Origin of the sequence: Streptomyces sp. NPDC020917, from assembly GCF_044333795.1 — a bacterium.
Classification (GTDB): Bacteria; Actinomycetota; Actinomycetes; order Streptomycetales; family Streptomycetaceae; genus Actinacidiphila.
In genome coordinates this window covers 459366-477910 of the sequence record NZ_JBIRRR010000004.1, presented here as the reverse complement: position 1 = coordinate 477910, position 18545 = coordinate 459366, and the positions used below count along the sequence as shown (strand labels likewise).

Here is an 18545-nt window from a genome sequence, read left to right as displayed (position 1 = left end):
GCACGTACAAAGGAGGCCATTGCCGCGGGTCCTCTGGGGTTCCCTCGACGGCAACGGCCTCCTCGTCACATCTGCGGCCGACGGGCGGCCGGCCGCGTACGACCCTAGCGGGGCCGCGGGTCTTTCGCTGCTCCGACGGCGATCAGACGCCGACGCGGAAGCGCGCGAAGCGCTTGAGCGTCACGCCGGCCTCGTCGAGCACCTTCTGGACGGTCTTCTTGGCGTCCTTGGCGAACGCCTGCTCCAGGACGACGTTCTCCTTGAAGAAGCCGTTGACCCGGCCCTCGACGATCTTCGGCAGCGCGCCCTCGGGCTTGCCCTCCTCGCGGGCGGTGGCCTCGGCGACGCGGCGCTCGTTCTCGACCGTCTCGGCGTCGATCTCGTCGCGGGTCAGGAACTTCGGGGCGAACGCGGCGATGTGCTGCGCGACGTCCTTGGCGGTCTGCGCGTCGGCCTTGTCCAGCTCGACCAGCACGCCGACCTGCGGGGGCAGGTCCGGGCTGGTGCGGTGCAGGTAGGACGCCACGTAGCCGTCGGTGAACTGGGCGAAGCGGTCGAGCACGATCTTCTCGCCGAGGGTCGCGTTCGCCTCGTCGACGTACGCCTGGACGGTCTGGCCGTCCTTGATCTCGGAGGCGAGCAGCGCCTCGAGGCCGGCCGGCTTGGTCGCGGCGACGTGCGCGGCGATCGCGTCGGCGACGGCGACGAACTTGTCGCCCTTGGCGACGAAGTCCGTCTCGCACTTCAGCTCGAGCAGGACGCCCTCGCTGTTGTCCGCGGCGATGAGCGAGACGACGGCACCGTTGGAGGCCGAGCGGCCCTCGCGCTTGGTGACGCCCTTCTGGCCCTTGACCCGGAGGATCTCGACGGCCTTGTCCAGGTCGCCTTCCGCCTCGGTGAGGGCGTTCTTGCAGTCCATCATGCCCGCGGCGGTCAGCTCGCGGAGCTTCTTGACGTCGGCGGCGGTGAAGTTCGCCATGGGTTTAATTCTCTTCCCGAATGGTCGGTGGATCTACGGGTGAACGGCGGGGGCGTGAGGCCCCCGCCGTCGTCACGCGTGGAACTGCTGAAGGCGTCAGGCCTGCGGGGCGTCGCCCTCGCCGGCGGCCGGGGCGTCCGCAGCCGGGGCGTCGGCGGCCGGAGCGTCAGCAGCCGGAGCGTCAGCGGCCGGGGCCTCGGCAGCGGCCTCGGCGGCAGGCGCCTCGGAGTCGGCCTTCTTCTCGCCCTCGAGCAGGTCACGCTCCCACTCGGCGAGCGGCTCGGCCGCACCCTCGGCCTTCTTGTCGCTCAGCGCGGCGCCGGAGCGGGCGATCAGGCCCTCGGCGACGGCGTCGGCGATCACGCGGGTGAGCAGGGTGACGGAACGGATCGCGTCGTCGTTGCCCGGGATCTTGTAGTCGACCTCGTCGGGGTCGCAGTTGGTGTCGAGGATGGCGACGACCGGGATGCGGAGCTTGCGCGCCTCACCGACGGCGATGTGCTCCTTCTTGGTGTCCACGATCCAGACGGCGCTGGGGACCTTCTGCATCTCGCGGATGCCGCCGAGGGTCTTCTCCAGCTTGTCCTTCTCGCGGGAGAGGACCAGGAGCTCCTTCTTGGTGAGGCCGGAGGCGGCCACGTCCTCGAAGTCGATCTCCTCGAGCTCCTTCAGGCGCTGGAGGCGCTTGTAGACGGTCGAGAAGTTGGTGAGCATGCCGCCCAGCCAGCGCTGGTTGACGTAGGGCATGCCGACGCGGGACGCCTGCTCGGCGATCGCCTCCTGCGCCTGCTTCTTCGTGCCGACGAACATGATGGAGCCGCCGTGCGCGACGGTCTCCTTGACGAACTCGTAGGCGCGGTCGATGTACGACAGCGACTGGAGCAGGTCGATGATGTAGATGCCGTTGCGCTCGGTGAAGATGAAGCGCTTCATCTTCGGGTTCCAGCGGCGGGTCTGGTGCCCGAAGTGGACGCCGCTCTCCAGCAGCTCCCGCATCGTGACGACGGCCATGGCCGTACTCCTTGAGGTACTCGGTTATCGCGGCCTCCGGATGGCTGCCGCGCCTGACGCCCCGACGCGCCGTGCCGCAAGGGACCGAGGAGCGCGGCCACCGCCCCTGTGACGGGGGTGAGTGGCGGGGCGTGCGAAGTCGACCCGGTGACCCGGATCGCCAGAGAAAGTGTACGGGACCCGCGGAGCGCCGGGCGACCACCGGGTTTTCCACAGGCCGGCGACCAAGATCATCGCGAGCGGCCCGCGGTCGTCCATCGTGGATCCATGATCTTCACGACGATGTGGTGGACGACGGTGGTGACGGCCGCACTGCTGGCCGCGGGCCCGGGCGGTACGGCGGGTGGCGGTGGGGCCGGCGCCTCGGGCGGCGGTGCGGCCGGTGCTGCGGGCCGGGCCGAAGCACCCGGTGCGGGCTGCGCCGGGCCGCCCGGCCCGGGGGCGCGGTGCTGGCCGGTGGCGGGACCGGGAGCGCGAGGGCGGCCGGCCGTGCTCCGGGCGTTCGACCCGCCGGCCGCGCCCTGGGCGGCCGGGCACCGCGGGGTGGACCTGAGGGCGGGTCCCGGTGCGGCGGTGCGGGCGGCGGCTCCGGGCAGGGTCGCGTTCGCGGGTGCCGTGGCCGGGGTGCCGGTGGTGGTGCTGGCGCTGCCCGGCGGGCTGCGCACCACCTACGAGCCAGTGCGGGCGGAGCTGCCGGTGGGCACGGAGGTGGCCGCTGGCCGGCGGGTGGGGGTGCTCGGCGGGGAGGTTCCGCACTGTCCCGGGCCGTGCCTGCACTGGGGGCTGCTGCGCGGAGACGTCTACCTGGACCCGCTGTCGCTGCTGCCTCCGGCGCTGCGCCGCTCGGGGCCGTCGCGACTGCTGCCGCTGTCCGGCCCGCTGCCCGCGGCCGCCGCCGCGAGTCATCCCCGCGGTGCGGGACCGCCCTGGCGGGTGACGCCGTGCAGCGCGATGCCGACGGCCGCCTCGACGATGGCGTCGGGGTCCTCCGCGGCACCCAGCTCGATGCGGCGGACCGCGGCGTCGACGATGCCCTGCAGCAGCATGGCCGTCAGCCGGGGCTCGGCGTGGCCGAGGGAGGACAGCGCGGCGACGACCATGGCGACCAGGCCGCCGTGCGCGGCGCGGATCTTCTCCCGGGCTCCGGCCTCCAGCTCGCCCGCGGAGATCGCCACCACGGCGCGGTGCCGGCGGTCGCCGACCAGGGTCAGCTGGCTGCGGACATACGCCTCGATCTTGTCCGCGGGCGTCTCCGCGGCCTGCATCGCGGCCTCGACCTCGGCGGCCCAGACCGGGAAGTCGACGGCGCACAGCTCCTCGACGACCGCCGCGCGGGAGCGGAAGTACTCGTACACCGAGGACCGGGCCAGGCCGGTGCGCTCGGCCAGCGCCGGGAAGGAGAGGGCGTCGGTGCCGCCCTCGGTCAGCAGGGAGCGGGCGGCGTCGAGCAGGGCGCGCCGCTGCATGGACCGGTGCTCGGCCACCGAGGCCGCTCGAATCCTGGGCATCCCCCCACTGTAGAAGGTCCCGCCGGCGGCTCAGCGGCCCACGTCTGCCAGCTTTGCCCGGAGTTGGAGGACGGACTTGGTGTGGATCTGGCTGACCCGGCTCTCGGTGACGCCGAGCACCTGCCCGATCTCGGCGAGGGTCAGGCCCTCGTAGTAGTAGAGCGTGACCACGGTCTTCTCCCGCTCGGGCAGGGTGTTGACCGCGCCGGCCAGCAGGCGGCGCAGCTCGCGGTCCTCGGCCACCTCGACCGGGTTGTCGGCGCCGGTGTCCTCCAGCGTGTCGACCAGGCTGAGCCGGTCGCCCTCGACACCGACGTGCAGCAGTTCCTCCAGGGCCACCACGTTGGCCAGCGACAGGGCGCTGAACACCCCGTGGAGCTCCTCGAGCGGGACGCCCATCTCGGCGGCGACCTCGGGCTCGCTCGGGGTGCGGCGCAGCGTCGCCTCCAGGGTGGCGTAGGCGCGCTCCACCGCGCGGGCCTTCTGCCGCACCGACCGCGGGATCCAGTCGAGGGCGCGCAGCTCGTCGATCATGGCGCCGCGGATCCGGGTGATCGCGTAGGTCTCGAACTTGATGGCGCGGTCCGGGTCGAACTTCTCGATGGCGTCGATCAGCCCGAAGACCCCGGAGGACACGAAGTCGGCCTGCTCCACGTTCGCCGGCAGGCCCACGCTGACCCGGCCCGCGACATATTTCACCAGCGGCGAGTAGTGCAGGATCAGCTGCTCGCGCAGCCGCTTGTCCCCCGTGGCCTTGTAGGTCCGCCACAGCGCGTCCAGGGACGTGGGGGCGGGGGGCCGAGCGGTGGCGCGGGCGGCGGTCGGTGCCGTCGCCCTTTCGGTCCCGGGGGTGTACTGGGGCATGCGTCGTGGTGAGCCGTTCTGGGGTGTCGTGGTCGATCGTGTGCGGGTCGATCGCGTGCTGGTGGGGTCGGCCGGGGAATCGAGCCTCCGCGAGCGTAGCGTGACCGCGGCGTCGCTGGCTGCTACGTCATCCGTCTGGGACATGCGCAGATACGTTCCTCTGCGGGTACGGGCCGGACAGGCCCGGTGGCGGTTCCCCGGTGGGGGTGAAGGGGCGGTCGTGTGCGCCATGATGCGGGTCCTGCGCGGGCGTTCTCGCAGGTCCTGTGATCACCCCAGGTCACGGCGTTTTCCTGTCACCTGATGGTGTGTCCATAGCGTCAACCGATCCGCCCCGACCGCCCGTCGTGATCGGTACGGACCAACATCCATCCGGCGTCCGTGCGTTCGACGAAGCCCAGGGCCCGCAATTCGTGCAGTCGTCCCAGCGTGTCGGGGACGCCGGCTCCCGCGGCGGCGGCGACGGCCTCGACCGCGGCTTCCCCGCGGGCGGGCAGCGCGTCCAGCACCTGCGCGGCCGCCGCGCCGAGGCGGTCGCGGGGCAGCGCGTGACCGCGGCGGGCCGGGGCGAGATCCGCGCCGATCTCGCCCACCATCTCCACCACTTCGGCCGCGTCGGTGACCACCACGGCCTCCTTGCGGAGGAGCTCGTGCACCCCTTCGGACAGCCCGCTGGTGCACGGCCCGGGAACCCCCATGGTGATCCGGCCGAGCGCCGCGGCCCGGCGGGCGGTGATCAGCGAACCGCTGCGGTAGCGGGCCTCGACCACCACGGTGCCGCGGGTCAGTGCGGCGATGACCCGGTTGCGGAGCACGAACCGGCTGCGGGTGGGGTGCTCGCCGGGTGGCAACTCGCCGATCAGCAGGCCGTGTTCGGCGATGGCGCCGATCAGGGGGGCGTTGCCCGGCGGGTAGGGCACGTCGACCCCGCTGGCCACCACGCCGATGGTGGCCCCGCCGGCGGCCAGGGCGGCGCGGTGGACCGCGCCGTCCACCCCGTAGGCGGCGCCGGAGACCACGGCCCAGCCGGCGGCGGCCAGGCCCGAGCCCAGCCGTACGGCCATGTGCACGCCGTAGTCGGTGCAGGCGCGGGCGCCGACCACGGCGACCGAGCGCAGCGCCCACAGCCGCAGCGAGGGCCCGCCGCGCACCCACAGCCCGTAGGGACGCTCGTCGCCGAGGTCGTCGAGCTGGGCCGGCCAGTCGCCGTCGCCCGGGCACACGAAGCGGCTCCCGGCCCGCAGCGCCGCCGCCAGGTCCGCCAGGGGGTCGGCACGCGGGGCGCGCAGCCGGTAGCCCTCGGTCCGCCGCGGGCTCGCCGCCGGCAGCCGCCGGCCCGCGCCGGCCGCCCGCAGCGCCTCCTCCGCGCCCAGCTCGCGCACGGCGCGCCCCATCACCGTGTCCCCGGGGTCCGCGATCCGGGTCAGGGAGACCCGTGCGAGCCGCTCGGGCCAGCCGGCCGCCGCGTCCAGCCCGTCCCGTCCCGCGCCCCCGCCGGAGGCGTAGTAGCGCCTCAGCTCCTCCTCGACGGCCCCGGGCCCGGCCGGTGCCTGCCCCTGGTCGCTCCCGCCCGGGGACGGGGTCCGCGGCGGGCCGGTCCGCCCGGCGGTCACGGGGTGCCGGCCAGGGCCGCGCCGCGGCTGAAGCCGCTGCGGAGCTGGAGGGCCTGCAGGACGTCGCCGGGGTCGGGGCGCGGGTGGCCGGCGAGGTCGGCGAGCGTCCAGGAGACGCGCAGCACCCGGTCGAGTCCGCGGGCGGTGAGCAGGCCGCGTTCCATGTCGCGTTCGGCGGCGTGCAGGGCGCCGGGGGCGACGTGCCAGCGGGTGCGGATCTCGTGGCCGGGGACCTCGCTGTTCATCCGCCAGGGCGTGTCCTGGTAGCGGGCGGCGGCGCGGTCACGGGCCTCCAGCACCCGGGCCGCGACGTCCGCGGTGGACTCGCCCCGGCCGTGGCCGATCAGCTCGGCGCGGCTGACCGCGTCCACCTCGACCCGCAGATCGACCCGGTCGAGCAGCGGCCCGGACAGCCGCGCCTGGTAGCGGCGCACCGAGGTGGGTGAGCAGTCGCAGCCGCCGAGGAGCGAGAAGCGGCCGCACGGGCAGGGGTTGGCGGCCAGCACCAGCATGAAGCGGGCCGGGAGCCGCATCACGCCCGCGGTGCGGGCGACGACCACGTGCCCGGACTCCAGCGGCTGCCGCAGGGCGTCCAGCGAGCGGACGCTGAACTCCGGCGCCTCGTCCAGGAACAGCACGCCCCGGTGAGCCAGCGAGACCGCTCCGGGGCGGGGCAGCCCGCTGCCGCCGCCGACGAGCGAGGGCATGGTCGCGGAGTGGTGCGGGGCGCAGTAGGGCGGGGTGTCGACCAGCGGGCGTCCAGGCGGCAGGATCCCGGCGACCGAGTGGACCGCGGTGACCTCCAGGGACTCCTGCCGGGTGAGCGGCGGCAGGATGCCCGGCAGGCGCTCGGCCAGCATGGTCTTGCCCGCGCCGGGCGGCCCCTTGAGGTACAGGTGGTGTCCGCCGGCCGCGGCTGCTTCCAGGGCCAGCCGGGCGGTGGGCTGGCCGGCGACGTCGGCCAGGTCGGGGCGGTCCACCGCTGCCGTGCCGCCGCCGAGGCTGCTGGCCAGCCCGCCGCCGAAGCCGCCCGGCATGGTGAGCCCGGCCAGCATGGGGTCGGGCCGGCCTTCCGGGTCCGCCCGCGGCTCCTCCTCCTCGGGCACGGGTTCGTCGTTGAGGACCGCGATGAGCTGGCGCAGCGAGCGGATCCCCAGGACGGAGACTCCGGGCACCAGCGAGGCTTCAGCGGTGGTGCGCTCGGGTACGACGACGTGCCGGTAGCCGGCGTCGGCGGCGGCCAGCACCGCCGGCAGCACGCCGCGGACCGGGCGCACCCGGCCGTCCAGGCCCAGCTCGCCGATCATCATCAGGTCGGCGATGGAGGACGGCGCGATCCGGTCGTTGGCGGCGAGCACGGCGCAGGCCACCGCGAGGTCGAAGCCGGAGCCTCCCTTGGGGACGGAGGCGGGGCTGAGCCCGACGGTGAGCTTCTTCTGCGGCCAGGTCTCGCCGCTGTTGACGATGGCGGCGCGGACCCGGTCGCGGCTCTCGGTGAGGCTCTTGTCGGGGAGGCCGACCAGGGCGAAGGCGGCCACTCCCGGTTCCAGGTCGGCCTGGACCTCGACCACGACGCCCTCCACACCGACCAGGGCGACCGAGCAGGTGCGGGCGAAGCCCATCACGCCACCCCCCTGGCGTGCTCGACGCGGGCGGCGCCGCGGGCGGGCAGGGTGACGCCGACCAGGTCGATGCGGACGCCGCCCGGCGGTGCGCCGCCGTGCTCGGCCGCCCAGCGTTCGGCCAGCGAGCGCAGCCTGGCCACCTTGGCGGCCGTCAGGGCGGCCATGGGCGCCTGGAAGACGCCCTCACGGCGTGTCTTGACCTCGCAGACCACCAGGGCGTCGCCGTCGACCGCCAGGATGTCGACCTCGCCCCGCCGCCCGCACCGCCAGTTCCTGGCCAGGACGTCGAGCCCGGCCTCCACCAGCGTCCGCGCGGCGACGTCCTCGCCGTAGCGGCCCAGCGCGCCTCGTGCGTTCATGGGAACCCCCTCTGTCACTCACGGTGAAATCCAGTGATCTCACTGTGACAGAGGGGGATCCCGCGGCGATGATCTTGAAAGCGGCCCTGTGGATAACTGTGGCGGGCCCGGCTCAGCCGTTGAAGCCGGAGTCGTCCGACGGCAGATCGAGATCGGACTTGTTCAGCTCCTCGATGTTCACGTCCTTGAACGTGAGCACCCGGACCTGCTTGACGAAGCGGGCCGGCCGGTACATGTCCCACACCCACGCGTCGGCCATGGACACCTCGAAGAACACCTCACCCTGCACCGAGTGCACCTGCATCTCGTAGTCGTTGGTGAGGTAGAAACGCCGTTCGGTCTCGATCACGTACTTGAACAGGCCGACGACGTCCCGATACTCCCGGTAGAGCTTCAGCTCCATCTCGGTCTCGTATTTTTCGAGGTCCTCGGCGCTCATGGCATGTTCCCCTTCAGCCGTACGTGCCCCCATTGTGCGTCACACGGTCTCACGAAGGAGGTGAAGTTCGACGTGGTCACCGCCGCCGCGTCACCAGCTTCGCCACCGGCTCGTACGCCGCACCGCCCAGGATCAGGGCGGCACCGGCGATGACCATGAAGACGATCCAGCGCAGCGGGCCCTGCGGCGACTGGCCGCCACCGGCCAGCGCGTCGAAGGCCGAGGTCGTGGGGAGCATGCCCATGTGGCCCGGCGGCCACGCCAGGGCGTCCACCCGGCCCTTCACGTCGCTCGCGGGCACCGAGCCGCCCTGGGCGTCGTCCAGGTGCACGCGCGAGTCCTCGGAGATCGACCGGTTGTCGCCGAGCATGAACAGCTCGCCCTTCGGCACCGTCGTGTGGAACGCGTCGAGCGAGGCCGGGCCGCCGCCGCGCACGTAACTCTCGTCGACCGGCTTGCCGTCGACCGTCATCCGGCCCTGCTTGTCGCAGCAGACGACGACGTCGCCGCCGACCGCGACCACCCGCTTGACCAGGGGCGCGTTGCCCCACAGCTTGTCCTTGAAGACCACCACGTCGCCGCGGTGCACGTCCGAGCCGGAGACCTTCTGCGCGAGCACCTTGTCGCCGGGGTGCACGGTCGGCTGCATGGAACCGGTCGGCACGGTGTACGGGCGGTACGTCAGGGCCGCCCAGCCGAATCCACCGAGGAACAGCACGCAGCCGAGGGCGATGGCCAGCCCGGACACCATTCGTCCGGACCGGCCCGCGCGGTCCCTGCGTATCGCGGCGGAGCCGCTGGTCGTCGTGGCGCTCATGGAGCCGAACCCTACCGGGCGGTACGAGCCGCGGTCAGCCCTTCTCAGGCGGGTTGTCACGCAACAGCCGCCTCCTGCGCACCAGGACCAGCGGCAGCGCGCCCGCCAGCCCCACCGCGGCCGGCACCGCGGTCCCGGCCGCGTTGATCCCCGGCTGCGAGAACGTGGACGGGATGGACAGCCAGTCCCAGCGGTTGATCGGCCAGGCGACCACGACGGCGCGGCCGACGACGTCGCTGTTCGGCACGAAGCCGTGGCCGGCTTCCTTGGTGTGGAAGCGCGAGTCCAGCGAGTCCTGGCGGTGGTCGCCCATCACCCAGATGTGGCCCTTGGGCACGGTGACCTTGAACGGCATCCCGGGGGTGCACGGCGTGTTGCCGGGGAACACGTACGGCTCGTTGAGCGCCTTGCCGTTGACGGTGACCGGACCGCTGCCGGTGCACGCCACGGTGTCGCCGCCGACCCCGATCACCCGCTTGATCAGGTCCTTCTCGTCCGCGGACGGCATCAGGCCGATGAAGCTGAGTCCCGTCTGGATCCCGCGGACCAGGGGGTTGCTGCTGGCCGGCGGGTTCTCCGGCAGCCAGCCGCCCGGGTCGTGGAAGACGACGACCTCCCCGCGGCTGGGAGTGGAGCCGAACCACGGGGTGAGCTTGTCGACCAGCACCCGGTCCCCGCGCTGCAGGGTGTTCTGCATCGAGTCCGAGGGGATGGAGAACGCCTGGACGAGGAACGTCTTGATCAGCAGCGCCAGCACCAGGGCGATGCCGATGAGCAGCGGCAGCTCCTTCCAGAACGACCGCTGCTTGCTGCCGGAGCTCGGTGCGGGACGGTCGCCGTCGACGTCCTTGTCGGCGCCGGGCGGGACCGCGGGGCCGCCGGTACCGGCGCGGTGGGCGCCGGCCATCGCGAGGCCGGGCGCCGGCTCCGGAGGAAGGCCGCCGGCGTTCGGCAGACCGTTGCCGTTCTGCAGGCCGCTGCCGGGCGCCAGTCCGTTGCCCTGGGCGGCGCCGTTGGCGGGCGGCGCCCCGTTGCCGGGCTGCACGCCGCCGCGCAGCGGGAGGCCGTTGCCCTGCGCCAGGCCGTTGCCGGCCGGCGGCTCGTAACCGGGAGCCGCGCCGTGCGCGGCTTCCCCTCCGGGACCGGGGACGATGCCGTCGGAATCCGCGTTGTCGACCGGGGGCACCTTGGCTTCCTCCTTCTCGGGCTCGCCGGATCCAGACCGCGCTCCGACCACCAGGTCCCCCACATCCACTCCTCACACCAGACCTCCGCCTGCCCCGTTTCCGGCGCAGGCCCACCACTCCCATAACGATCGGGAGTTCCGCAGGAGTCGGCAGCTGGTTCATCCTTTGACCGTTGTTGGCCGAGGCCACCCTAGTGGGCGTACCTGTGCCCATTGTCGTGCCAGTCGTGCCGTTCCTGCCCGGATCCGCGGGCGGTCCGGGGCCCGCCGCGGTCGTCCCGGCGGCCGTCGGGCCCGGCACCGAAGCGTACGTGCCCGGTTCCTGCAGGCGGCGCCAGTGGTCCAGCGGCCAGGCGATCACGAAGGCCCGGCCGACGACCAGGCTCTCCGGGATCGTGCCGCCGCCCGGTTCCTGCTCGTGGTAGCGCGAGTCCGCGGAGTCCGAGCGGTGGTCCCCCATCACCCACAGGCGTCCCTCGGGGATGGTGATGGAGAACTTGATCATCGACGGCGGGTTCCCGTCGTACACGTAAGGCTCCGTCAGCGGCGTGCCGTTGACGGTGAGGTGGCCGCCCTTGTCGCAGCAGGCGACGGTGTCGCCGCCGACGCCGATGACCCGCTTGATCAGGTCCTGCTCGCCGGAGGCCGGCAGCAGCCCGATGAAGGTGAAGAACTGCTTCACCTGCTTGATGACCACCGGGTCGGACTTGGGCTTGGGCTCGCCGCTGAGCCAGCCGCCGGGGTCCTTGAAGACCACGACGTCGCCGCGGTGCGGATGCGCGCCGAACCACGGGGTGAACTTGTCGACGAGCACCCGGTCGCCGATCTGGATGGTCTGCTCCATCGACCCCGAGGGGATGACGAACGCCTGGAGCAGGAAGGTCTTGAGCACCAGCGCGATGACCAGGGCCACCAGCACCAGTAGCGGCACCTCCCTGGCCAGCGAGCGGCGGCGCTTGCGCTGCACCTTGCGGGCGAGCTTGCGGCGCTCGACCCGGCTGCTGCCGGTGCGCAGCGGCGGCGCCTGCGGGGCGTCGGAGGGCTCGGCGCTCTCGGAGGCCGCGGCGGGAGCCGACGTGTGGTGTCCGTTGCGCGGTTTGCCCCGGTTACCCATGCCGGCCGGCCGAGGGCTGCGGGGCCGGCACGGCGGCGAAGTCGGCGGGGCGGTGCAGCCGGGTCCAGTGGCCGATCGGCCAGGCGATCCAGTCGGCGCGGCCGATCACCTTGCCGACGGGCACGGTGCCGCCGCCGGGATCGCCGAGGTGGTCACGGGAGTCGCGGGAGTCGTCGCGGTGGTCACCCATCACCCACAGCCTTCCCTCCGGGACCTCGATGTCGAACGGTACCCGGGACGGCAGGTCGCCCGGGTGGACATACGGCTCGTCGATCGGGTGACCGTTGATCATGAGCCGGCCCTGGGCGTCGCAGCAGGTGACACGGTCGCCGCCGACGCCGATCACGCGCTTCACGTAGTCCGTCCCGCCGCTGGTCGAGAAGGAGTCCTTGCCGTCGAAGACGATGACGTCACCGCGGCGCGGGGTGCCGCCGAAGCGGTAGGCGAGCTTGTTCACCAGCACCCGGTCGCCGACCCGCAGGGTGCTCTCCATGGATCCGCTCGGCACCTCGAACGGCTCCACCACGAAGTTGCTGACCAGGAGCAGGGCCGCCGTGCAGCCGAGGGCGAGCAGGACGGTGCGCCGCCACTCCGACCACCAGTGCGCGACGTTCGACCACCGGACGACGGAACGCGACCGCTCCTCCGGTTCCGCCTCGTCGGCGGGGAGGGAGCGGTCGCGTCCCGATGCCACTGCTTCGCTGTCCATTGCGGCGGCAAGCTTATCCGGCCTGCGCCAAGGACAGGTCAAGCGCTCAGTTCTCGCGCTTCTCCTTGATCTTCGCCGCCTTGCCGCGCAGCTCGCGCAGGTAGTACAGCTTGGCGCGCCGCACGTCACCGCGGGTCACGACCTCGATCTTCTCGACGATCGGGGTGTGCACCGGGAAGGTGCGCTCGACGCCGACGGAGAAGCTGACCTTGCGGACCGTGAAGGTCTCGCTGACGCCCGCGCCCTGGCGGCGGATGACGACGCCCTTGAACTGCTGCACACGGGAGCGGTTGCCCTCGATGACGCGCACGTGGACGTTGACGGTGTCGCCCGGGCGGAAGGCCGGGATGTCGGAGCGCACGGACGCGCTGTTGACGCCCTCGATCAGGTTGGTCACGGTGTTCTGCTTCCTCGCCGATGCCACAGGTCATCGACGGAACGTCGGTCGTTCGTCGGTTGGGGTGCCGTCCGGGTGCGGCGGGCGTCGTTCCCCCTGTGGCAGGGGCGCGCGCCGCACAGGCAGCAGCCGCTCATTCTTCCACGGCGTCGGGGTTCCGCCCAAATCGGCCGTCGGGGCCGGGCTGCCAGCCGAGGATGCTGAGCATCTCCCGGTCCTTCTTGTCGAACGCGGCGGGGTCGGCGCGCTCCAGCAGGTCGGGCCGGTGGGCGGCGGTACGGCGCAGCGCCTCGTCGCGGCGCCAGCGGGCGATCTTGCCGTGGTGGCCGCTGAGCAGCACGTCGGGGATGCCGCGGCCGCGCCACTGCGGGGGCTTGGTGAACACCGGGCCCTCCAACAGGTCGGCCATGGCGCCGGGCGCGAAGGAGTCGTCGGCGTGCGACTGCGCGTTGCCCAGCACGCCCGGCAGCAGCCGCGCGACGGCCTCGGTGACGACCAGGACCGCGGCCTCGCCGCCGGCGAGCACGTAGTCGCCGATGGACACCTCGTAGACCGGCAGCCGGGTGGCGTACTCGGCGGTGACGCGGCTGTCGATGCCCTCGTAGCGGGCAGGGGCGAAGATCAGCCAGGGGCGGCGTGCGAGTTCACCGGCCAGCTCCTGGGTGAAGGGCCGGCCGCTGGGCGTGGGCACCACCAGGGCTGGCTGGGACGCGCCGGCCTCGTACCCGTCGGCGAGGGTCGTATCCAGCGCCTCGCCCCACGGCCCGGTCATCATGACCATCCCGGGGCCGCCGCCGTACGGGGTGTCGTCGACGGTGTTGTGCCGGTCGTGGGCCCAGCCGCGCAGGTCGTGGACGCGTACGTCGAGCCGTCCCGCGGCCCGGGCCTTGCCGACGAGCGAGACGTTCAGCGGTTCGAGGTACTCGGGGAAGATGGTGACGACGTCGATCCGCATGTCAGGCGTCCCCGGCCGGCGCGCTGCCGGACTCCCCGGCCTGCTCGCTGCCGGCATCGCGGCTGCCCGCCACCTCGGCCTCGCCGTCGTCCAGCAGCCCGGGCGGCGGGTCGACCACCGCGCGCTGCTCGTCCAGGTCGATCTCCGGGACGATCTCGGTGACGAACGGGATGAGCACCTCGCCGCCCTCGGGCCGGGTCACGACCAGCAGGTCCTGGTACGGCAGGTGCGTGATCTCGGCGATCCGGCCGACCGTGCGCCCGTCGCGGGTCACCACGTCCAGGTCGATCAGCTGGTGGTCGTAGAACTCCTCGGGGTCGTCCGGCCGTTCCTCCGGGTCGACCTCGGCGATGAGCAGGGTGTTGCGCAGCGCCTCGGCGCCGGTGCGGTCGCTGACCCCCTCGAAGCGCAGCATCAGCCGGCCGCTGTGCACCCGCCCGGTGGCGATGGTGAGCGGGCCGGTGGACGCCGGGTCGGTGGCGAGCACCGCGCCGGGCGCGAGCCGCAGCTCCGGTTCGTCGGTGCGCACCTCGACGCTGACCTCGCCCTTGATGCCGTGGGCGCGGCCGATCCGGCCGACTACGAGCTGCACGGGAGACTCCTGCTCCTTCGGATGCTGCGGGATCACGCCGGCTGATCCCGGCGAAAAGCACGGGCCGGGGGCGGACTTGCCACCCCCGGCCCGTGCCGGTGTTCACATGTGCCGAGCGCCGGCCGGGTCCGTCAGTGGACCTGGTCCACGTCGACGAGGTCGACGCGTACGCCTCGACCGCCCAGGGCACCCACGACGGTGCGCAGCGCACGGGCGGTGCGGCCGTTGCGGCCGATCACCTTGCCGAGGTCGTCGGGGTGCACCCGGACCTCCAGCACGCTGCCGCGGCGCAGGTTGCGCATGCCGACCTGCACATCGTCGGGGTTGTCGACGATGCCCTTCACGAGGTGCTCAAGGGCCTCCTCGAGCATGCTCAGGCCTCGGTGGACTCGGCCGGGGCGGCAGCCTCGGCGTCGTCGGCCTTCTTCTCGGCCTTGTCCGCCTTCTTCGCCTTCGGGGTGATCGCCTCACCCTTCGGCTGGTCGGCGGTGTCCTTGGCGGCGGCCTCGAACAGGGCGCGCTTGTCGGCCTTCGGCTCGGCGACGAGCAGCGGGGCCGGGGCGGGCTCACCCTTGTACTTCTGCCAGTCGCCGGTCAGCTTCAGGATGGCGAGCACGGGCTCGGTCGGCTGCGCGCCGACGGAGAGCCAGTACTGCGCACGCTCCGAGTCGACCTCGATGCGCGACGGGTTCTGCACCGGGTGGTACAGGCCGATCTCCTCGATCGCCCGGCCGTCACGGCGGGTGCGGGAGTCGGCGACGACGATGCGGTAGTGAGGCGAACGGATCTTGCCCAGACGCTTCAGCTTGATCTTGACTGCCACGGGAGTGGGTTCTCCTGGTGTTGACGTGTTTGGGCGCGGCGAAATGCCACGTGGGGTGGTGGGAATCGGGCGCCCGGTGGACGCGTCAGCCGAAGGAGAGAGGGGTCCTGCACGGCTGTCGAGTTCTCAGCTGAACATTCTGCCACACCCGGCCGGGTGTCATGCACCCCGGCCGGGGATCGGCACGGCTCCACTCCCGGTCCACAGGACCGTCACGCGGCCCCCACGATCTCCGGGATGCGGAAGGGCTGCCCGCACGCGCCGCACATGATCGGCGCCTGGGCCAGCACGGAGGGGACGACCCGGACGTTGCGCCCGCAGTCGCAGACCGCCTTGACGCGCACGCCTCCGCCGGAGGAGCCGTGGCGGGCGGCCGGCCCGCGGAAGGCGCGGGTGGTGTCGGCGGTGGTGGCCACGGTGTGCGCCTTCAGGGCGCGCTGCAGCCGTTCGATGGTCACCCGATATCGCTTGCGGGTGTCGGGCCGCATGACCACCAGGGAGAACCCGCTGCTGGGGTGCGGCTCCTCGGCGTGGTCGAGGCCCATCTCGTCGGCGATCGCGAGGAAGCGGCGGTTGTGGTAGCGGCCGGCGCGCGAGGTGTCACGGATGCCGCGGGCGGCGGCGATGCCGTGCACGGCCTCGTGCAGCAGCCTTTCGAAGGAGAGCTCCGTGCCGCAGGCGGACGACGACTCTCCGATCAGGGACTCGGGGGCGGCCAGATCGGGCAGCTCGGGGTGGTGCCGTTGAATGTCGGCCCAGGCGACTGCCAGCTCGGCGGCGAGGACAGGTGGTGTCGTGCTCACGCCGTATCAACGAGCCGGACCGCCCTGGTGTTCCGATTCCGGGCCAGTCCAATTAATTTGCACTGATCGGTCAGTTCCGGATGATGGTGCATGACCGAGGGCGGGTGCGGAGGACCCCGGAGAAGCCGGAGAAGACCGGCGGATCCGGAGAAGCCTGCAGCACCCGCCCCAAGGCAGGATGTCCCGTGTTTTTTCCGGACGTCACCACGCCCGGCCGGACGATTTGCGGAGCGTCAGTACGCCCGGGCCACGATCGCCACGGTGCCCGGCTCGTCGTCCGCGGTGGGCACGGAGCCGTCCGCGGCGACCAGGCAGCGCACCGACACGCCCTGCTCGGCGAGCTTGGCCTCGCCCTCGGGGCCGAGGTCGGCCCACGGGATGCGGGCCCAGCCGGTGGCCGCGGCCTCGGCCGCCTCGTCGATGGTGGCGACGTCCACGGTCCTGGCGATCCGGCGCTCCCGGGCCTCCTGCAGCAGCCGCGCCTGGTCCTCCTCCAGCACCTTCGGCAGCAGGGTGTCCAGGCTGTCCAGCGCCACCGGCTCCTTGCCGCCGGGGATGCGGCGGGCCAGCATCGCGGTGCCGGCCTCCAGGTCGCGCGGGCCGACCTCGACGCGCAGCGGCACGCCCTTGAGCTCCCAGTCCACCGCGCGCCGGCCGAACGGGGTGTCGGTGCGGTCGTCCACGACGACCCGCAGCCCGGCCGCGCCCAGCTTGGCGCCGATCTCGCGCACCTTGGCCACGACCGCCTCGTCGTCCTTGATCGCGAGCACCACGACCTGGACGTGCGCCAGGCGCGGCGGGACGCGCAGGCCGTTGTCGTCGCCGTGCATCATCACCAGGGCGCCGATCATGCGGGTGGTGCTGCCCCAGGAGGTCTGCCAGACGAACTCCTGGTTGCCGTCCTTGGACAGGTACTGGGTCTGGAACGCCTTGGCGAAGTTCTGGCCCAGCTCGTGGCTGGTGCCCAGCTGCAGCGCCTTGCCGTCGCCCATCATCCCTTCCAGGGTGAGGGTGTTGATCGCGCCGGCGAAGCGCTCCTTGACCGTCTTGCGGCCCAGGACCACGTCCATCGCCAGGACGTTCTCCATGAAGTCGGCGTAGACGTCGCGCTGGATGCGGGAGGCGAACTCCTGCGCGTCGGCCCGGGTGGCGTGGGCGGTGTGCCCCTCCTGCCACAGGAACTCGGTGGTGCGCAGGAACAGCCGCGGACGCAGCTCCCAACGCACCACGTTCGCCCACTGGTTGATCAGCAGGGGCAGGTCGCGGTAGCTCTGCACCCACTTGGAGAAGTACTCGTTGATGATCGTCTCGGAGGTGGGCCGGACGACGATCGGCTCGTCGAGGTCCTTGCCGCCGGCGTGCGTGACGACCGCCAGCTCGGGGGCGAAGCCCTCGACGTGCTCGGCCTCCTTGGTCAGGTAGGACTGCGGGATGAAGAGGGGGAAGTAGGCGTTCTGCACGCCGGCCGCCTTGATCCGCGCGTCCATGTCCTGCTGCATCCGCTCCCACAGGCCGTAGCCGTACGGCCGGATGACCATGGTGCCGCGCACCGGGCCGTTGTCGGCCAGTTCGGCCTTGTTGATCAGGTCCTGGTACCAGCGCGGGAAGTCGTCCGCCTGGGGGGTGAGAACGGGAGCCTTAGCCATGGAGGCGATGGTACGGCCCGGCACCGCCGGAGCGTGAATCGGCCGGTGGTACCTGTCGGTAGCCGGAAGTTAACAAGAACGCCCCATCCAGACCCTGGACGCGGCGGCGAATCGGCAGTTGTCTGGCTTTCGGGGCCACCGGCGGCACTTCGCCGGAAAGTCCCCGAAAAGGATCACGGGGGGCACGGCGCACGGCAAGACGCTCGATCGCGGCTGATTGGGGCTTCCATGGCACCTACGCTCTATCGCGGATCCCGGCCCGGTGCGGAGGGCAGGGCGCGGGACTGGGCGGAAATCCAGGAACGGATGCTCGTTCCCCTGTACGAGACCGTGTACGACCGCCTCGAGGTCGGCACGGGAACCCGGCTGCTGGGCCTCGGCTGCGGATCGGGGCTGGCGCTGCTGCTGGCGGCGGCGCGCGGCGCGGCCGTGACGGGGTGCGAGTCCGACGCGCACCGGCTGGCGCTGGCCCGCCGCCGGTTCCGGCCGGAGCCGGGGTGGGGGCGCCGCGCACGGCCGGCCCCCGGGACGAGCCTGCTGGCCGGCTTCCCGGGCGGGAGCCCGCCGACGGCCGCTGGTGGTGGCGGCGGAGGTGACGGCGGGGGTCCCGACGGGCACGACGGTTTCGATGTCGTCACCGCGTTCGACCCGGCGGAGCCGGCTGCCGAACTGCGGCCCGCGCTGGCCGCGGTGGTCGCCGGTGCGCGGCGCGGCAGCGCGGTGGTGCTGGCCGGCTGGGGCCCGCCGGAGCGCTGTTCGGCCTCGCGGGTGCTGCGGGTCGCGGAGCGCCTCGCGGAGCCGCGCGGCCCGGCCTCGTTCGGTTACGGGATGCGGCTCAGCGGCCGGGACGACCTGGAGGACCTGGCCCGCGAGGCGGGTCTGCGGCCGGACGGTTCGGGGCGGGTGGCGTGCCCGTTCGGCTATCCGGATCTGGACAGCGCGGTCCGCGGGCTGCTGTCGACCGGGTTGTTCGACGCGGCGGTGGCGGCCACCGACCAGCAGCAGGTGGACAAGGAGATCGCCGAGGCCCTGCACCCCTACCGTCGCGCGGACGGCTCGGTCCGGATGGAGAACGTCTTCCGTTACGTGGTGGCGCGGGTCTGAG

The 18545-nt window shown here is 72.7% G+C and carries 19 protein-coding genes and 2 pseudogenes; 2 read left to right on the top strand and 19 right to left on the bottom strand.

Annotated elements, in window-relative coordinates:
* Positions 1 to 142: 142 nt before the first annotated feature.
* Both tsf and rpsB read right to left on the bottom strand, forming a co-directional pair.
* A complete protein-coding gene (tsf, locus tag ACH4TG_RS12000; RefSeq protein ID WP_398242052.1) occupies positions 143 to 979 on the bottom strand; it encodes a translation elongation factor Ts in 837 nt (278 codons plus the stop codon).
* Positions 980 to 1075: 96 nt separating this feature from the next.
* The gene (gene rpsB, locus ACH4TG_RS11995) at positions 1076 to 1990 is read right to left on the bottom strand and encodes a 30S ribosomal protein S2 (RefSeq protein ID WP_398242051.1); all 915 of its coding nucleotides are present in this window, start codon (positions 1988 to 1990) and stop codon (positions 1076 to 1078) included.
* 267 nt (positions 1991 to 2257) lie between these two features.
* Between rpsB and ACH4TG_RS11990 the strand changes: the two are divergent.
* Positions 2258 to 2743, top strand: a pseudogene (locus ACH4TG_RS11990) (peptidoglycan DD-metalloendopeptidase family protein); the annotation flags it as partial.
* Between the two features lie 149 nt (positions 2744 to 2892).
* Here ACH4TG_RS11990 and ACH4TG_RS11985 read toward each other — a convergent pair.
* The 17 genes and pseudogenes from ACH4TG_RS11985 to proS form a co-directional block, all read right to left on the bottom strand.
* Positions 2893 to 3456, bottom strand: coding sequence for a TetR/AcrR family transcriptional regulator (locus ACH4TG_RS11985; RefSeq protein WP_398242142.1), 564 nt, complete (start codon positions 3454 to 3456; stop codon positions 2893 to 2895).
* 72 nt (positions 3457 to 3528) lie between these two features.
* Entirely contained in the window at positions 3529 to 4362 is an 834-nt protein-coding gene (whiG, locus tag ACH4TG_RS11980) for an RNA polymerase sigma factor WhiG (RefSeq protein WP_398242050.1), read from the bottom strand.
* Between the two features lie 320 nt (positions 4363 to 4682).
* Positions 4683 to 5975, bottom strand: coding sequence for a DNA-processing protein DprA (gene dprA, locus ACH4TG_RS11975; RefSeq protein WP_398242049.1), 1293 nt, complete (start codon positions 5973 to 5975; stop codon positions 4683 to 4685).
* Positions 5972 to 7597, bottom strand: coding sequence for a YifB family Mg chelatase-like AAA ATPase (locus ACH4TG_RS11970; RefSeq protein WP_398242048.1), 1626 nt, complete (start codon positions 7595 to 7597; stop codon positions 5972 to 5974). Before ACH4TG_RS11970 ends, dprA begins: the two co-directional genes overlap by 4 nt.
* On the bottom strand, positions 7597 to 7959 hold the full coding sequence (locus ACH4TG_RS11965) for a YraN family protein (RefSeq protein WP_398242047.1): 363 nt from the start codon (positions 7957 to 7959) through the stop codon (positions 7597 to 7599). Before ACH4TG_RS11965 ends, ACH4TG_RS11970 begins: the two co-directional genes overlap by 1 nt.
* Before the next feature lie 112 nt (positions 7960 to 8071).
* A complete protein-coding gene (locus ACH4TG_RS11960; RefSeq protein WP_109452549.1) occupies positions 8072 to 8398 on the bottom strand; it encodes a DUF2469 domain-containing protein in 327 nt (108 codons plus the stop codon).
* A gap of 76 nt (positions 8399 to 8474) precedes the next feature.
* On the bottom strand, positions 8475 to 9215 hold the full coding sequence (lepB, locus tag ACH4TG_RS11955; RefSeq protein ID WP_398242046.1) for a signal peptidase I: 741 nt from the start codon (positions 9213 to 9215) through the stop codon (positions 8475 to 8477).
* A 34-nt stretch (positions 9216 to 9249) separates the two neighbouring features.
* Positions 9250 to 10122 carry a signal peptidase I gene (gene lepB / locus ACH4TG_RS11950; protein ID WP_398242141.1) on the bottom strand — a complete coding sequence of 291 codons (873 nt, stop codon included), beginning with the start codon at positions 10120 to 10122 and terminating at the stop codon, positions 9250 to 9252.
* Positions 10123 to 10801: 679 nt separating this feature from the next.
* Positions 10802 to 11515: pseudogene (lepB, locus tag ACH4TG_RS11945) on the bottom strand (signal peptidase I); the annotation flags it as partial.
* The gene (gene lepB / locus ACH4TG_RS11940) at positions 11508 to 12224 is read right to left on the bottom strand and encodes a signal peptidase I (RefSeq protein WP_398242045.1); all 717 of its coding nucleotides are present in this window, start codon (positions 12222 to 12224) and stop codon (positions 11508 to 11510) included. The gene lepB (ACH4TG_RS11940) and the pseudogene lepB (ACH4TG_RS11945), both read right to left, overlap by 8 nt.
* 46 nt (positions 12225 to 12270) lie before the next feature.
* Positions 12271 to 12621: a 50S ribosomal protein L19 gene (rplS, locus tag ACH4TG_RS11935; protein WP_398242044.1), complete on the bottom strand. Its 351-nt coding sequence runs from the start codon at positions 12619 to 12621 to the stop codon at positions 12271 to 12273.
* Positions 12622 to 12754: 133 nt separating this feature from the next.
* Positions 12755 to 13576 (bottom strand): tRNA (guanosine(37)-N1)-methyltransferase TrmD, encoded by an 822-nt coding sequence (trmD, locus tag ACH4TG_RS11930; protein ID WP_398242043.1) that lies wholly within the window; start codon positions 13574 to 13576, stop codon positions 12755 to 12757.
* A gap of 1 nt (position 13577) precedes the next feature.
* Positions 13578 to 14168, bottom strand: a complete 591-nt coding sequence (rimM, locus tag ACH4TG_RS11925) for a ribosome maturation factor RimM (RefSeq protein ID WP_398242042.1) — start codon at positions 14166 to 14168, stop codon at positions 13578 to 13580.
* A gap of 131 nt (positions 14169 to 14299) precedes the next feature.
* A complete protein-coding gene (locus tag ACH4TG_RS11920; RefSeq protein WP_398242041.1) occupies positions 14300 to 14539 on the bottom strand; it encodes an RNA-binding protein in 240 nt (79 codons plus the stop codon).
* A gap of 2 nt (positions 14540 to 14541) precedes the next feature.
* The gene (rpsP, locus tag ACH4TG_RS11915; protein WP_398242040.1) at positions 14542 to 14991 is read right to left on the bottom strand and encodes a 30S ribosomal protein S16; all 450 of its coding nucleotides are present in this window, start codon (positions 14989 to 14991) and stop codon (positions 14542 to 14544) included.
* 212 nt (positions 14992 to 15203) lie between these two features.
* A complete protein-coding gene (locus ACH4TG_RS11910; protein ID WP_398242039.1) occupies positions 15204 to 15794 on the bottom strand; it encodes a hypothetical protein in 591 nt (196 codons plus the stop codon).
* Positions 15795 to 16027: 233 nt separating this feature from the next.
* Positions 16028 to 17440 (bottom strand): proline--tRNA ligase, encoded by a 1413-nt coding sequence (proS, locus tag ACH4TG_RS11905; RefSeq protein ID WP_398242038.1) that lies wholly within the window; start codon positions 17438 to 17440, stop codon positions 16028 to 16030.
* A gap of 228 nt (positions 17441 to 17668) precedes the next feature.
* On the opposite strand from proS, the gene ACH4TG_RS11900 reads away from it, so the two are divergent.
* Positions 17669 to 18544 (top strand): SAM-dependent methyltransferase, encoded by an 876-nt coding sequence (locus ACH4TG_RS11900; protein ID WP_398242037.1) that lies wholly within the window; start codon positions 17669 to 17671, stop codon positions 18542 to 18544.
* Position 18545: the final 1 nt, after the last annotated feature.